Source organism: Hymenobacter siberiensis (assembly GCF_018967845.1).
Classification (GTDB): Bacteria; Bacteroidota; Bacteroidia; order Cytophagales; family Hymenobacteraceae; genus Hymenobacter; species Hymenobacter siberiensis.
This window is the reverse complement of record NZ_JAHLZZ010000001.1, coordinates 4,306,263-4,322,033: the sequence shown is the minus strand read 5'-3', so window position 1 is coordinate 4,322,033 and position 15,771 is coordinate 4,306,263. Positions and strand designations below refer to the sequence as shown.

Below are 15,771 nucleotides of genomic sequence, written 5' to 3'. Positions count from 1 at the left end.
GACATGCTGCGCGTAGTGCAGCATGTCGTTTCATTGTTCAGGCCCAGCGCTAATAGCTGTGGCTGTGATGCCCCCTTAGCGGTTCACCAGTTTTAGGGCTCCCTCGCCGTAGCGGGCGCCCACCACCGGGTGGGCCGCCAGCAGAGCACGCAGCTGGTCCAAATCATCAGCGGTAAGCGCCACATCGGCCGCTGCGGCGTTCTCTTCGAGATATTTCGGCCGCTTGGTGCCCGGGATGGGGATGATGTGGCCATCCTGCGCCAGCAGCCACGCCAGCGCCAGCTGTGCCGTGCTGATGCCGCGCGCCTCGGCCAGCTGCCGCAGCCCGCCCACCAGCGGCGCGTTGGCATCGCCCACCTCGGCCCCGAAGCGGGGCATGCTGCGGCGCAGGTCCTTGTCGGCCAGCTGGGGGCCCACGGCGGTGAGCAGCCCGCGTCCGAGCGGCGAAAACGGGACCAGGCTAATGCCCAGTTCCTGGCACGCCGGCAGAATATCCGCCTCCACATCGCGGGTAAACATCGAATACTCCGACTGCAGCGCCGCGATGGGGTGCGTAGCTGCCGCCCGCCGCAACGAAGCCGCCGAAGCCTCCGACAGGCCCAGAAACCGCACTTTTCCGGCTTGTACCAGGGCGGCCATCGCGCCCACCATTTCTTCTACCGGTACGGCCGGGTCGATGCGGTGGGCATAGTACAGGTCGATGGTGTCGATGCCGAGGCGTTGGAGGCTGGCGTCGCAGGCGGCCGCTATGCGTTCGGGACGCACATCCACGGCCGAGCCGCCCGCCCCGTCGGCTACAAAGCCAAACTTGGTGGCCAGGAAAACGCGGTTCCGGTTGGGCACCAGCACCTGTCGCAGCAGCGTCTCGTTAGCCCCGAAGCCGTAGATGTCGGCCGTGTCCCAGAGCGTTACGTCCAGCTCCAGCGCCCGGTGCAGCGTAGCCACGGCCTCGCGCTCGTCGCTGGGGCCATAGGCATAGTCCGAGGCCATCGACATGCAGCCCAGGCCCAGGGCTGAAACGTGTTGGCCGGTGCGGCCCAGTTCGCGGGTTTTCATAAGGGTTATCAGCTGTTTATTTATCCTCGCGGCCGTGTACCTGGGCGGGCGGCGACGTCGCCTCTACGGCCGAAAAGCTTTCCAGAATTTTATAGGTGTGCTCCGTATTCTTGGGCACTACCCAGGAGTTGCCGGGCTCCAGCACCACCATCTGGCCGGCCAGGTGCAGCTCGGCCCGGCCGCTGAGCACGTAGCCCACGGTTTCGTATGGCCGCGTGGCCGGTGCTTTGGGTTCACCCGGCTGCTCGTTTTCCCACATGCGCATGGCGATGTGCGTGCCCGAGGCGAGGTATTTTTCGCCGTCGGGGCCGGTAGGGGAGTGCTGCGAATCGACTTTGGTGATGGAGGTATCGGCTGCCATGATGATGATGGAAAATGAGGGACGAAAAAAACAAGAGTATCTTTTGGCCCGGCGGCCGTAGCAGCCGGCGGGGTACTGGCTAAACGGCGAAGGCCGCCGCACCGTTGCGCCGCCGCCCAAAACCTTCCCCTGCCGCGCTGGTTAATTTTTCTGGTCATTTCGCTTATGTTTTCCGCTCCCGTGCTTCCCCATTCCTTTGCCGAAGAGTTGGCTCGCGCCCACTCCGTGGCCCCCGACGCCCTGCCCGGAGCCGCCTTCTGCGCCCTCGCCGACGGTCTGCTCGCCCTACTTTTCCCGCAGCGCGCCGAACGCCCCCTGCCCACTGCCGATGCCGTCGAGGCCGAATTGCAGTACTTTCGGGCCGAGCTGGCCGCCCTGCTGGCCGGCGTACCGGCCCTGCCCGCCTCACCCGCCGCCCTGGCCGATGAGTTCACCGCCCAGCTGCCGGCCCTGCGGGCCGCCCTGCTGCGCGATGCCAGCGCCATCCTGGCCAGCGACCCCGCCGCCCAGGGCCTGCCCGAAATCATCAGCTCTTATCCCGGTTTCTATGCCACGGCCCTCTATCGGTTGGCTCACGCCCTGCACCAGCGGGGCCTGCCGCGCCTGCCGCGTCTGCTAAGCGAGTACGCCCACCAGCGCACCGGCATCGATATTCACCCCGGCGCGCACATCGGCCCAGCCTTTTGCATCGACCACGGCACGGGCCTCGTCATCGGCGAAACGGCCATCATCGGGGCCAACGTGCAGATATACCAGGGCGTCACGCTGGGCGCACTCAGCGTCACCAAGGGCCTGCAGGGCACCAAGCGCCACCCCACCATCGAAGACCATGTGGTTATCTACGCGGGCGCTACCATTCTCGGCGGTAGCACCGTGGTAGGAGCGCATAGCATCATCGGCGGCAACGTATGGCTGACCGAAAGCGTACCCTCGCATTCGCGGGTGTATCACCGCGCCCACATCCAGATTTCGCGCAACGTTGACCCAGCCGCCGAGCTGGTATTTTCCATCTAGCAGTGAGTTGTGAGAAAGTGAGTAGGTGAATGATGGCCTTCAATCCATGCCATTATGTTCACCCTTACCTTTTTGCATTTCATCAACTTATTATCTCACAACTCACTAATTCACCACATGAAAGCCAATTCCATCCTCGATACCATCGGCAATACGCCACTGGTGCGCATCAACCACCTTTTTGCCGCCACCCGCCCCGATGTGGAGGTGTGGATGAAACTGGAACGCGCCAACCCCGGTGGGTCCATCAAAGACCGCATTGCCCTGAGCATGGTTGAGCAGGCCGAGAAAGACGGCATCATTACCAAAGACAGCCTGATTGTGGAGCCCACTTCCGGCAATACCGGCGTCGGCCTGGCTCTGGTGGCCGCCGTGAAAGGCTACAAGCTCACCCTCGTAATGCCCGAAAGCATGAGCATCGAGCGCCGCCGCCTCATGGTTGCCTACGGGGCCAGCCTGGAGCTCACGCCCCGCGAAAAAGGTATGAAGGGTGCCATCGAAAAAGCCCAGGAAATTGTGGCCAACACGCCCGGAGCTTGGATGCCCATGCAATTCTCCAATCCCGCCAACCCTCGTATCCATGCCGAAACTACGGCCCAGGAAATCCTGCGCGACGCGCCCGACGGCTTCGACTTTCACATCACCGGCGTGGGCACCGGCGGCCACATCACGGGCGTTACAGAAGTGCTCAAGCCGCATTTCCCCAATATGAAAACTTTCGCCGTCGAGCCTGAGACCTCGCCCGTCATCAGCGGCGGCGCCCCGGGGCCGCATCCCATTCAGGGCATCGGCGCGGGCTTCATTCCCGAAAACCTGCACGTCGACCTCCTCGACGGTACCATCCAGGTGTCGCAGGCCGAGGCCTACGAGATGACGCGCCGCGCGGCCCGCGAGGAAGGCATCTTTGTGGGCGTGTCGTCGGGCGCGTCGCTGGCCGCCATCGCCAAAAAGCTGCCCGATATGCCGCAGGGCAGCCGCGTGCTCACCTTCTGCTACGACACCGGCGAACGGTACCTGTCGGTCGAAGGCCTGTTTGTGTAGCCCCCACGTAGCCATCATAAAAAACGCCCCCGGAAATGATATCCGGGGGCGTTTTTATAGACTCAAACCTGAGATAAAGAAAAAGCCCATTCAGGAAACTGAATGGGCTTTTTCTTTATTCACTTCTTCAGTGGAGAATATCGGAGTCGAACCGATGACCTCTTGCATGCCATGCAAGCGCTCTAGCCAACTGAGCTAATCCCCCTGATTGGTCTTTTACCGCCGTGCCATTTGCGCTTTGGTTCGACAAAAGTACGGGCGAATATCGGTTTGGCAAGTCATGGGCGCATCTTTTTTGCTAAAAAGACGCAAGCATCAAATAATCAGCCACAAAAAAAGAGGGCAGGAATTTCTTCCTGCCCTCTTCGAGGCTACGCTAAGCCGGAAAGCTTAGTTAAAGATGTAGCGAACGCCCACCTGGCCCTGCCAGCGCGAGCTGATGCCAGTCACGTTGTCACGGAAAGTATCGGTCAGTTTCACACCGGGCGTTACGGTGTTATCAGCGTTTTTAACCGGATTGGTCAGATAAGGTAGCTCAAATACCGGCTGGCCGGCAGCATTGTAGCCATCAAACTTAAGCGGGTTGGTACGATTGGGCGACCTCAGGGTGCCCCAGTTCTTGTTCAACAGGTTGCCCACGTTGAAGACGTCGAGGCTAATCTGCAGGGTGTTGCGGTTTTCACCGATGTTGGTGAAGATGTCCTGCAGCAGACGGAAGTCCATCGTGTTCCACCATGGCAGCACAGCGCCGTTACGCTCGGCGTACTCGCCGCGGTGCTTGCTCAGGTAGCTGTCTTGGTTGATGAAGGCATCCAGGTCGGCAAACTGCTGAGATGCGGTATAAATGCCGCCACCCTGCGCCGTCGACAGGGTAATATCACGCAGGTTGATTTCGCCGGCGTTGCGTGGGATGTACATCAGGTCGTTTGAGTTCTGATTGTCACCGTTCATGTCGCCCGAGTACACGTAGGAGTAACGGCCGGCGGGAGCAGCCTGGTAAAACAGCGAGAGCGTAGTGGCCAGGTGGCCTACATACTCTTTGCGGTACGAAGCCGAGGCAATAACGCGGTGCTGCTGCAGGAAGTTGGAGTAGCTCAGCACGTTGGCATTCGGGTCACCCGAAATCGAACGGTCGCGGAAGATGGAGGTGGCAATCGAGCCCCCGTCGTTCACCGAACGCGAATCCGAGTACGTGTAAGCCGCGCTCAGGTAGAAACCACTGCTGAACGACTTCTGCACCTGGGCCGTCACGGCGTAGGAGTAGCCTTTACTGGTGTTCTTCATCAGGATAGCATCCGTGATGTTGGGGTTAGTGGCTGACAAGCCACCCGCACCGCTGTAGAGGCGGTAATTGGCAGTTTGCGCTGCCAAACCGTTAGTGACTGCGCCGAACGAATAGAAAATCGGACGGTTATCAGCGCCATTAGCACGGTTGAAAGGATTTGCCTCCGTGCCGGGCAGGTTCACGTTCTGGTGGTAAACGGAGTTGATGTCCTTCGTGTAGAAGGCTTCCAACGTACCAATTACGCCACCGAACAATTCCTGGTCAACGGCCAGGTTGGTACGCCAAACCTGGGGGAATTTGAAGTCTGCATCTGTTACCGCCAGGTTGTACGAGGAGTTAGCGGCCGCACTCTGCGGACGGTAAGTTTCTACGTTGGGGTTGAAGTATGAAGGCGTACCCTGGCCGGAAGCGGCGTTCAAAGTACCGGAGCCAGTGTAGCTATAAGAGCCGAACTGGACGCCGTTGTTGCTGGCCTGGTTCGAGAGCCACACAAACGGTACACGACCGGTGAAGATACCCGTACCACCACGCAGCTGCGTTTTGCGGTCGTCGTTCACATCCCAGTTGAAGCCGGCGCGGGGCGAGAACAGAACGTTTTTCTTGGGCACAGAGCCCGTGTTAATCTTTACACCGTCGCGGAAAGTGAGGTTGGCAGCTACAGTGTTCTGCGTCAGTTCCGAGGTCAGGTAGGGTAGGTCGGCCCGGATACCATAGGTCACTTTCAGGTTGCTGCGGGGCGACCATTCATCCTGTACATACAAGCCGAGCTGAGCGGCCGTGATGTCGGCGAAGGGGAACGAGCGGTCCGAAAGGGCCGAATACTGCAGGTTGTAGCGCTGCGGGCCGGGACGCGTGCCGGTGAGGGGCGAGGTAGAAGGTGCGTAGCCGTTCGTGGCGTCGCCGCGGGTGTAGTTGAAGCCTGCCGAGGCGTAGAAGTCCTCCAGCGAGTTGAAGGAGTAGTTGCCGTAATAGTTCGGGGCAAAGCCGTTGCGGAACTTGTAGTATTCGTTGTAGGTACCTACCGTCACGTTATGCTTACCGAGGTAAGCCGTGAAGTTGTCACCAATCTGGTACACATCCGAGTTCAGCACGTTGAAAGCCGAGAAAGGCTCGTAGCCGAAAGAAGTCAGCGAATTGGTAGCCGAGATGCCACCCGTACCGCTGCGGCCCTCGGAGGTACCAATGTCAACCAGCGGGAAGATACCTCCCGAGCTTTCGCGGGAGTCGCGGAATGCCGAGTAGCCGGCCGTCAGGTTGTTCGAGTATTTACCGCCGCCCAGCGTGCTGTTCAGCTCGGCAATAATCGAGTTCAGGTTGTTGTTGATGCGGTAGTATGACGACAGGTAGGGCAGGCCGTAATACGACTGCGAGCGCTGACCGGCAATGGCACCGGAAGTGCTTGGCGGAATATCGGCGTACGACTTCAGGTAGTTGTACTTAATATTGAAGCGGTTATTGTTGTTGATGTTCCAGTCGAGCTTAACCGTAGCCTTGTCGCTGTTCGACTTCAGCTGGTAGCCTTGGTACGGGCCGGGGTTGTAGCCGTACTGCGACTGCAGGAAGTTGCTGAGGAAGTCCAGGTCGGCACTTTTGGCCGTTGATACGGTGCCGCCCAGCGGGGGGGTAACACCAGGGTTGTTGTTGGCGGCGTAGTTGCCGGAAGGCGGGTCATTGCGACGCTCGCTTTCGCCGTTCACGAAGAAGAACAGCTTATCCTTGATAATCGGGCCACCTACGCGGAAGCCGATGTTGTTTAGGTTGAATTTGGAGTAGTCCGACGTTACATCGCCCACCTTACTACCTACCAGGTTCTGGTTGCGGTAGAAGTCGTAAACGGAAGCCTGAACCTTGTTCGAGCCCGAGCGGGTCACCACGTTGATACCAGCACCCGTGAACGAACCCTGACGCACGTCAAAAGGAGCAATGCTCACCTGAATCTGGTCGATAGCGTCCAGCGAAATGGGCTGGGCACCAGCCTGACCACCTACCGTCGACTGCAAGCCGAAAGCATTGTTGAAGATGGCACCGTCGATGGTGATGTTGTTGTAGCCGCTGCTACGGCCGCCGAAGCTCTGGCCGTTGGCCTGGGGCGTGAGGCGGGTAAAGTCGTTCAGCGAACGGTTCAGGGTGGGCAGACGCTCAATGGTTTCGCGCTGTACCGTGGTGCTGGCCCCAGTATGGTCGGCGTTCATCACCGGGTCGCGGCGGCCGCTCACCGTTACTTCGGTCAGCTCGGTGGTTGCGTCGTCCAGCTTCACGTCGAGACGCTGGTTCTGGCCCAGGCTCAGGGAAATGCCCTCACGGGTAACGTCCTTGTAGCCTACGAACGTTACGCGAACTGTGTAGGGGCCACCCACGCGCATGTTCTGGATGTTGAAGCGGCCATCGGAGTTGGTGGGCGCCACGTACTTCGTGTTGGTGGGCGTATGAATGGCAATTACGGTGGCACCGGGCAGGCCCGCGCCGGTCTTATCGGAGATAACTCCGCTCATAGCTGCTGTGGTCGCGCCTTGGCTCCAGCCCAGTCGGGCCGTTAGGAGCATCAGCGCCAGCAGTAGCAAGTGGCGTAAACGTAAATTATTCATGTTGAAAAAAGTTGGTGGAAACAGTGAGCTTTGTAAAAGCGGGACAAAGGTACGACAGTGCCGAAAAGGCCAATATTACGTAAATTTTACCATTGATTAATAGCCCCGGAATCAGGTGTTTGTCCGGCAAAGATAATGGCTGCATGCATCATAGCCGGGGCCGCACGGCCCGAATGAACCGGCTGAGGTAATAATCAGACTCCAGACTGTTTTCGACAACGCCCAGCGAAGTCGACGCGTGAATAAAATCGACACCTTCTTCGTCGGCTACCGTCACCATTCCCACGTGGGTAATAGTGCGGCTGCCGGGCGAGCCCCCAAAAAATACTAAATCGCCGGGCTGCAAATCGGTGGATTTCACGGGGTCGCCCCACACGGCCTGCTCATTAGACGAGCGCGGAATAGTGACACCGGCCTCGCCAAAAGATAATTGCAGCAGGCCCGAGCAGTCGAGGCCCAGGCGCGTGGTGCCGCCGTATAGATAAGGAGTGCCCTGATAGGAGCGGGCGGCCTCAATCACGGAGGCCAGGGTGCCGGTGGCGCTGCCCGCGCGGGCGGGGCGCTTGGTTACCACTTTGGTTTTGGCACCGTTGGGGGTGGCCCTTACGACCTTAGATTTGCCGGTCGGGCTTACCCGGCCGCCCTTTTTCAGGCGCACCATTTCGCGGGCCGAGCGGTATTGGCCGTCGCGATAGTTAAGCTTGCGGTGGCAGCTGGCTAACAAGGTCAAAGTCATCAGCAGCAGCGGTAGTATCTTCGTTGTCACCCTCCCCATTGGCCGCAAAGATAGTTTACACGGCCTTTCTAGCTTTACCGCTCATGAATTTTAACGCTCTTACCTCCGAATTAATTGTTGCTTTCGAGGCTATCGTCGGCCCGGCGCACGTTCTCACCGCCCAGCGCGCCGATGCCACCGCCACCGCCGATGCCTACGCCGACTACGGCCGCGACCACACCGAAGACCTTCATTTTGCGCCCGATGTGGTGCTGCGCCCCGCCGATGCCGACGAAATCAGCCTCATTATGCGCTTGTGCCACGAGCACCGTATTCCCGTTACGCCGCGCGGGGCGGGCACCGGCCTGAGCGGCGGTGCGCTGCCGCTGCACCACGGCGTGGTGCTGAGCACCGAGCGGCTCAACAAAATAGTTCAGATTGACGAGCGCAACCTGCAGGCCACCGTGGAGCCCGGCGTAGTGAACGAGGCGTTTCAGAACGCCGTGAAGGAAGTGGGCCTGTTTTATCCGCCCGACCCGGCCAGCAAGGGCAGCTGCTTTCTGGGCGGCAACCTGGCCCACAGCAGCGGCGGCCCCAAAGCCGTGAAATACGGCACCACCCGCGACTACGTGCTGAATTTGCAAGTGGTGCTGCCCACCGGCGAAATCATCTGGACGGCCGCCAATACCCTCAAAAATTCCACCGGCTACAACCTTACTCAACTTATGGTGGGTTCGGAGGGTACGCTGGGCATTATCACCAAAGTGGTGTTCCGGCTCCTGCCGTTCCCGCAGCAGAATATTCTGATGTTGGTGCCCTTCCGGCAGGTAGCGCAGGCGGCGGAGGCAGTTTCGGCCGTGTTCCGGGCCGGCATCATCCCCTCGGGCATGGAGTTTATGGAGCGCGAAGCCATTGCCTGGTCTTCGGATTATTTGAAAATTCCGCTCACTCTGCCCGAGGATATTCAGGCCCACCTGCTCATCGAGCTCGACGGCCAGGACCTGGACCAGCTTTACAAGGAAGCCGAGCAGGTGTACGGTGTGCTGGAGCACTACGATGTGGGCGAAATCCTCCTCGCCGACACCGCTGGCCAGAAGGACGACCTGTGGAAGATTCGCCGCAACATCGGCAATTCGGTGCGCTATAATTCCGTGTATAAGGAAGAGGACACCGTGGTGCCCCGCGCCGAGCTGCCCACCCTGCTCAAAGGCGTGAAGGAAATAGGAGCCCGCTACGGTTTCAAAACCGTGTGCTACGGCCACGCCGGCGACGGCAACCTGCACGTCAATATCATCCGCGGCGAGCTGGACGACGAGATGTGGAACGTGGGCCTGCGCCAACCCATCTCCGAAATTTTCGAGCTCTGCGTAAAGCTCGGCGGCACCATTTCCGGCGAGCACGGCATCGGGCTGGTGCAGAAAGGCTACATCGGCATCGCCCTGAAGGAAGCTAATTTGAACCTGATGCGCGGCATCAAAGGCGTGTTCGACCCGAATGGGATTCTGAACCCGGGAAAGATTTTTTAACATCTTGATAGTAAACGCCTGTCATCCTGAGCGTAGCGAAGGATGACAGGCGTTTACTTCTCATTACAAGAGCTTTACGCCTGCACCGTCGGTAAAAGCTTTGGAGCTGCCCGCTTGTGCGTGGCCTGCTCATAGGCATAGCCCAGCGCCAACAGCAGCCCTTCCTGATAAGCCGACCCCACAAACGACAGGCCCACCGGCAGGCCCAGTACCTGCCCCATGGGCACGGTGAGGTGCGGGTAGCCCGCCATGGCCGCCGGCGACGAAAAATCGACGCCCGTCGAGTAATCGCCGTTCACCCAGTCGATGCACCAGGCCGGGCCGGTGGTCACGCCGATAATGGCGTTGAGCTGCTGGGTTTTCAGCAGGCCGTCGATGGCCTGGCGGGCTCCGGTCACGGTTTTTTGCACGGCAGCCTTGTATTTGGGGTTATTCAGCCCGTCGGTAGCTTCGGCCCGAATGAGGGTTTCCTGCTGGAAGAACGGCATGGCCTCGGCGGCGTGGGCCTTGTTGTAGGCGATGACATCGGCCAGATTTTTCATGCTGGCCCCAGCGTTGGCCAGGTATTTATTCACACCGTCCTTGAATTCATAGAGCAGCACATCAAATTCGGCCTCGCCCAGCGGGTTCACCAGCTTGTTCAGCTCTACTTCTACAATGGTGGCGCCCTGGGCCTTTAGCGCGGCCACGGCTTCTTTCAGCAGGGCAGCCACGGCGGGCGGGCCGTTGAGGTGGGATTTTTCCACGCCCAGGCGCTGGCCTTTCAGCGCATCCGGCTTGAGAAAAGCCGTGTAGTCGGTCAGATTGCCCTGGGGAATGGGCAGCCGGGCCGGGTCGGCGGGGTCGGGGCCGGCCAGCGCGCCCAGCAGGATAGCCGCGTCGCGCACGGTGCGGGCCATGGGGCCGGCCGTATCCTGCGTGCTCGAAATCGGGATGATGCCGCTGCGGCTCAACAGGCCCACCGTGGGTTTGAGGCCCACCAGGCCATTCACCGCCGCCGGCGATACCACCGAGCCATCCGTCTCGGTCCCAATGGCCACGGCACACAAATTGGCCGATGCTGCGGCCCCTGAGCCCGAGCTGCTGCCGCTGGTGCTGCGGTCCAGCGCGTAGGGGTTACGTGTTTGGCGACCCCGGCTGCTCCAGCCGCTCACCGAGTGCGAAGACCGGAAATTAGCCCATTCGCTCAGGTTGGTTTTGCCCAGCAGCACGGCCCCGGCGGCCCGTAGCTTCTGCACGATGAAAGCATCCTGCTTCGCTTTGTGCCCAATGAGTGCCGCCGCTCCGGCTGTGGTCATCATCTGGTCGCCGCTATCAATGTTGTCCTTAATAAGGACCGGAATGCCGTGCAGCGGGCCGCGCAGCTTGCCGGCCTTGCGCTCCTTATCGAGGCCGTCGGCAATGGTCAGGGCATCGGGGTTGGTTTCGATGACGGCGCGCAGCATCGGTCCGGCCTCGTTCAGGGCCTTGATGCGGGCCAGGTATTTTTCGCTCAGGCTGCGGGCGGTTTCGGCGCCTTTGACCATGCGGTCCTGCAAATCGGCCACGGTCAGCTCCTGCAGCTCGAAATTGTCGGCCACACCGGTGCCAGCTGTTGTTTCCGCCGCCGGAGCGCCGGCGGGCGCATCAGTGGTGGGCTTGTCGGGAGTAGTCTGGCAGGCCACGGCGGGCAGGAGGGCAGCCGTAAGGGCCACGCGGGTACTTTGGTTGAGGAAAAGTCGACGGTCCATAAAGCGCAAAAACAGAGTAGGGGAGTAGCGGCCAGCTGCCGCCGGGTGGCAATAATACTGCCCGCCGGGAGCCCGACAACTATCGCTGTACCAACAAGTTTCTGGCCGGGCGTTTTCGGGTCAAAACAAAAGCCAGTCCCGTGAGGAACTGGCTTTCGCTATACCAATAGGATGAGGGTGATACCCTTTTAATAGAGCAGCTTATTTCGCCTGCTGGTCTTTCAGCTTATCCTCGCCGCCATAAGGCGTGCCGGCCTTGATATCGCCGCGCAGCCCGCCGTGGTCGGTGGTGCTGGGGGCACCGGTCTGGCTGTCGGTGGGTACTTCGCTGGCTTCCGTGGCCGTTTTGGCGGCACCGGTTATTTCGGCCGTTTTGGCGATGTAGCGCTGCTTGGCTTCTTCTTCCGAAACACCTTTAAACTGGTTCCAGGAGTCCCACTGGGCCTGCGAGAGGCCGGCGGGACCATTGGCTTGGTCGGCGGCGGTGGCGTCTACTTCGTCACTTTTCATGTTGACGTCGCCTTCGGTGGCCTGCTTATACAAGTCGTAAAGCTCGGTCATGTGCTGGGCGGCCACGTCGCCGGGGAGGTTGTTTACTTGCTGGGTAGCGGCCTGAAATTGCTCGTTGATGTCCATGGGGAGGGCTGAAAGAATGGTTGATTAACCGGTGCAAGGGGAGGAGTAGTCCGCCTGGCGGTGGGGAATAATGTTTTTTAGAAAGGCCGAATCAAAGGCAGGTTCGCCCACAAAATCCGCGAAATTCATTGAATCCAATAAATCCGCCGTTCAGACAATACCACGAGGCTGGCCTTTAGGTTGCGGGGTCGTACTTTTGCGGGCGACTATGTGTGGAATAACTGGAGTATTTGCCTTTACGGAAACAGGTCGTCAGTCGCTGGCCAACCTGCAAGCGTCTACCGACGCCATCATTCGCCGCGGCCCTGACTCGGAGGGTCACTTCGTCTACGACCAATGCGGTCTGGGCTTCCGCCGGCTGGCCATCCTCGACCTTTCGGCCGACGGCAACCAGCCGATGACCGACGCGTCGGGGCGCTATACCATTGTCTTCAACGGCGAGATTTTCAACTACCGCGAGCTACGCGAAAAGCTGATTAAGCGCGGCTGTACCTTTCATTCCCAGACCGATACGGAGGTTATTCTCCAGCTCTACATCACCGAGGGCCGCAGCTTTATCAAAAAGCTGAACGGCTTTTTTGCCTTCTCCATCTACGATAAGGAGGAAAATTCGCTGCTCATCGCCCGCGACCGGTACGGCGTGAAGCCCCTGCTCATCTACCGCGACGAGGACAAGCTGTTTCTGGCTTCGGAGATGAAGTCCATGATGGCCCTGGGTGTGCCGCGCAAGCTTGATTTCGTGGCCCTGAGCCAGTATTTGCAGCTCAACTACATTCCCGGCCCCGCCAGTATTTTCAAGGGCGTGAAGAAGATGCTGCCCGGCCACTACCTGTATATCAAGAATAACAAGGTGGTGGGCAAGGCGTGGTATAAAATCCCCTACGATCCCAAAAAAGTCGCCAAAAACAAGCTCACCTACGAGCAGCAGCAGCACAAGCTGGTCGACCTGATGGACGGGGCCGTGCAGCGCCGCCTCGTGGCCGACGTGCCCCTCGGCGCCTTCCTCAGCGGCGGCATCGACTCCAGCGTGATTACCGCGCTGGCCGCCCGCCACACGCCGCACCTCAACACGTTCAGCATCGGCTTCAAAGACGAGCCCTTCTTCGACGAAACCAAGTATGCCAACCTCGTGGCCGCCCGCCACAAGACCAACCACACGGTTTTCTCGCTCACCAACGACGACCTCTACGAGCACATCCACAGCATGTTGGACTACCTCGATGAGCCATTTGCCGACTCCTCGGCTCTGGCCGTGTACATCCTCAGCCAGCGCACCCGCCAGCACGTCACCGTGGCCCTGAGCGGCGACGGAGCCGACGAGATGTTCGGCGGCTACAACAAGCACATGGGCGAGTTCAAGGTGCGTCAGGGCGGCGTGAAGGCCGAGGCCGTCACGGCCCTGGGCTTCGTGTGGGACGCCCTGCCCAAGTCGCGCAATAGCTTCTTCGGTAACCGCGTGCGGCAGCTCCAGCGCTTTTCACGCGGTATGACTGCCGGCGTGAAAGACCGGTACTGGGACTGGGCCAGCTTCGCCTCGGCCACCGATGCCAACACCCTGCTCAGCGCCGCCAGCCGCCGCAAAGTGGGCAAAAAAGCCGCCGCCAAGCGCCGCAAGGACATTCTGGAGCACCTGCACGCCGATGGCGACCTCAACGAGGTGCTGCTCACCGACATGAACCTGGTGCTGCCTTACGACATGCTCACGAAAGTGGACCTGATGAGCATGGCTAACTCGCTGGAAGTGCGCACGCCCTTCCTCGACTACAAAGTGGTCGATTTCGCCTTCTCCATCCCCGTCACCAGCAAGGTCGACGCCACGATGAAGAAGCGCATCGTGCAGGATGCCTTCCGCGCCGAGCTGCCCGTTGAGCTCTACGACCGTCCTAAGCACGGCTTCGAAGTGCCCCTGCTGAAATGGATGCGCGGCGAGCTGCGCAGCCTGATTGAGGATGACCTGCTGCGCGATGATTTCATCGAAGCCCAGGGCATTTTCGACGTGCAGGCCATCCGCGCCCTCAAAACGCAGCTGTTTTCGCGCAGCCCCGGCGACGTGCACGCCCGCATCTGGGGCCTCATCGTGTTCCAGACATGGTGGAAGCAGTACATGGCCTAATCCGCTGATGGCGAATATGCTCTGGCGCGTGCGCCATTGGTGGCACCAGGTGGGCCGGCCGCAACGGCTGGCCCTTTTGGTTGGCGTGCTGGTCACGCTGGCGCGCCTCAGCCTGATTGGAAAGGGCACCATGGCTTTTGTAGATGAGTCGCGCTACGTCAACGCCATGCTGGGCCTGCGTGCCCTTAGCGAAGGCCACGGGCAGGAGTTTCTGCGCTATATAAACTCCATGGGGGCCCGGCCCGGCGACGGCATCTGGCGGGCTATTCCGGGCCTGGGCCAGGCCATCCTGCTGCTGGTCTTTGACCTGAACCCCAATGCCCCGCCCTCGCTGCAAGTACCGCAGGCGTTCAACGTGCTCATCGTGAGTTTGAATGCGCTGCTGCTATACCATATCTACCGCCGCTTTTTCAGTGTCGGCCTGGCGTTGCTGGGCCTCGCGCTGTATTCGAGCCTGGTAAATACCAACCTCTATCTGCGCCACCTGCTGCCCTACGACCATTCGCTGCTCTTCTTTTTACTGGCGCTTTTGGTGCTGCTTCGGCCTAAAGCGGCCGTCAGCTACAGGCTTCAGGCGCTGATAGGGCTGCTGGGTGGCCTCAGCTATGCCATTTATCCCGGCTACTTCATGGGCCCTATACTCTTAATGGCGCTGGTGTTGCTGGCTGGTTTTGGGGGTAAGAGCAATGATTGGCCGCGTTCTATAAAACTTGCTGTTATGCAGCTGGCCGGCCTTCTGGTGGTGCTATTGGCTTTTGAAGGCTTGGCGCGGCTGGGCCATACTTCGTACTGGGCCAGCAGCCGCTACATCGCTACTACGGTTACGCAGGGCAGCTTTGATGAGGGGTTTATCTTCATTGGCAGCTACTTCCGGCAGGTGGAAGGCTGGCTCGGTATAAGCCTACTGGTGTTGTTCGGGGTGGGGTTGGGGCTTAGTGTGCGGTTATATTCATCAGCCAATGTTTCCGGTGCTGAACGAGGGCTGGCGCGCCTGCTCACGGCCGTTTTTCTGGTCTGGCTGGGCTATGCCTTGGTGGTGCAGGTGGGTCATAAGTTGGTGTTTTATGGCCGTACGCTGCACTTTTTTGTGCCCTTCATCATCATGGGCGCGCTGGTGGCGTTGCGCGCCGCTGGCCGCATGGTGCAGTCCCGCGCCTGGCTCTATTGGGGTAGTGGTAGCATTGCTTTAGGGCATTTCGGGGTTTTCCTGGTCCGCTACCTGGCCGTCGATTATCCCTGCGATGTCGCGTACCGGGCGGGCATCTTTGATTACCAGCAGATTACCGCCAGCCCGGTGAGTGTGTGCGACGAGGACCTGATGGCCTACCGGCTATTCGGTCCGCGCCTCCGCAGCCAGCTAACGCAAAAGGACTCTACGCCCGCTTTTCAACTACTGAATTTCGCTTACCTCTATCCCGTCACCTGTTACCGTCCCGCGCATCTGCGCCCCGGAAAAGTTGTGGCCGATGTGCCTTACTTTATGAAGTACCCGGCATACCAATTTGAAGGCCACAGCGCCCGGCAGCGGACTATTCTGCAAAATCATGAAGTTGATTTTCAGATTGTAACAAGTGATAATTAACTTGTAATCAGTGGTTTTAGGATAATATTATCCTGCTTATTCTTTGGCATGAGGCTAAGCGGTGGCAGGGGGTTTCGGTGGAGTGGGCCGTAAAGGCCTAAATTTGCTCAATTAATTATTAATCTCT

The 15,771-nt window shown here is 59.7% G+C and carries 11 protein-coding genes and 1 tRNA gene; 5 read left to right on the top strand and 7 right to left on the bottom strand.

The window, feature by feature from the left end:
• Positions 1-75: 75 nt before the first annotated feature.
• Together KQ661_RS18900 and KQ661_RS18895 are read right to left on the bottom strand one after the other, a co-directional pair.
• A complete protein-coding gene (locus KQ661_RS18900) occupies positions 76-1,056 on the bottom strand; it encodes an aldo/keto reductase (RefSeq protein WP_216726732.1) in 981 nt (326 codons plus the stop codon).
• Positions 1,057-1,072: 16 nt separating this feature from the next.
• Complete coding sequence (locus KQ661_RS18895) at positions 1,073-1,417, bottom strand: cupin domain-containing protein (RefSeq protein ID WP_216689987.1); 345 nt, start codon at positions 1,415-1,417, stop codon at positions 1,073-1,075.
• A 180-nt stretch (positions 1,418-1,597) separates the two neighbouring features.
• Here KQ661_RS18895 and KQ661_RS18890 point away from each other — a divergent pair, with 180 nt between their 5' ends.
• Entirely contained in the window at positions 1,598-2,431 is an 834-nt protein-coding gene (locus KQ661_RS18890; protein WP_226915643.1) for a serine O-acetyltransferase, read from the top strand.
• 117 nt (positions 2,432-2,548) lie between these two features.
• Complete coding sequence (cysK, locus tag KQ661_RS18885; protein ID WP_216689985.1) at positions 2,549-3,472, top strand: cysteine synthase A; 924 nt, start codon at positions 2,549-2,551, stop codon at positions 3,470-3,472.
• Between the two features lie 131 nt (positions 3,473-3,603).
• On the opposite strand, the gene KQ661_RS18880 is transcribed toward cysK, so the two are convergent.
• The 3 genes from KQ661_RS18880 to KQ661_RS18870 all read right to left on the bottom strand — a co-directional run bounded on the left by KQ661_RS18880 (position 3,604) and on the right by KQ661_RS18870 (position 8,078).
• Positions 3,604-3,677 (bottom strand) — tRNA-Ala (locus KQ661_RS18880).
• A 185-nt stretch (positions 3,678-3,862) separates the two neighbouring features.
• Complete coding sequence (locus KQ661_RS18875) at positions 3,863-7,342, bottom strand: TonB-dependent receptor (protein WP_216689984.1); 3,480 nt, start codon at positions 7,340-7,342, stop codon at positions 3,863-3,865.
• A 148-nt stretch (positions 7,343-7,490) separates the two neighbouring features.
• Positions 7,491-8,078: a C40 family peptidase gene (locus tag KQ661_RS18870; RefSeq protein ID WP_216689983.1), complete on the bottom strand. Its 588-nt coding sequence runs from the start codon at positions 8,076-8,078 to the stop codon at positions 7,491-7,493.
• Between the two features lie 83 nt (positions 8,079-8,161).
• Here KQ661_RS18870 and KQ661_RS18865 point away from each other — a divergent pair, with 83 nt between their 5' ends.
• Entirely contained in the window at positions 8,162-9,583 is a 1,422-nt protein-coding gene (locus KQ661_RS18865) for an FAD-binding oxidoreductase (protein ID WP_216727750.1), read from the top strand.
• Positions 9,584-9,657: 74 nt separating this feature from the next.
• Here the strand turns inward: KQ661_RS18865 and KQ661_RS18860 are convergent, their stop codons facing one another.
• Positions 9,658-11,313, bottom strand: coding sequence for an amidase (locus KQ661_RS18860; protein ID WP_216727749.1), 1,656 nt, complete (start codon positions 11,311-11,313; stop codon positions 9,658-9,660).
• Positions 11,314-11,514: 201 nt separating this feature from the next.
• Positions 11,515-11,949, bottom strand: coding sequence for an acyl-CoA-binding protein (locus KQ661_RS18855; protein ID WP_216727748.1), 435 nt, complete (start codon positions 11,947-11,949; stop codon positions 11,515-11,517).
• A gap of 208 nt (positions 11,950-12,157) precedes the next feature.
• On the opposite strand from KQ661_RS18855, the gene asnB reads away from it, so the two are divergent.
• Together asnB and KQ661_RS18845 are read left to right on the top strand one after the other, a co-directional pair.
• Positions 12,158-14,062: an asparagine synthase (glutamine-hydrolyzing) gene (asnB, locus tag KQ661_RS18850; RefSeq protein ID WP_216727747.1), complete on the top strand. Its 1,905-nt coding sequence runs from the start codon at positions 12,158-12,160 to the stop codon at positions 14,060-14,062.
• A gap of 7 nt (positions 14,063-14,069) precedes the next feature.
• Positions 14,070-15,644, top strand: a complete 1,575-nt coding sequence (locus KQ661_RS18845; protein WP_216727746.1) for a hypothetical protein — start codon at positions 14,070-14,072, stop codon at positions 15,642-15,644.
• Positions 15,645-15,771 lie beyond the last annotated feature (127 nt).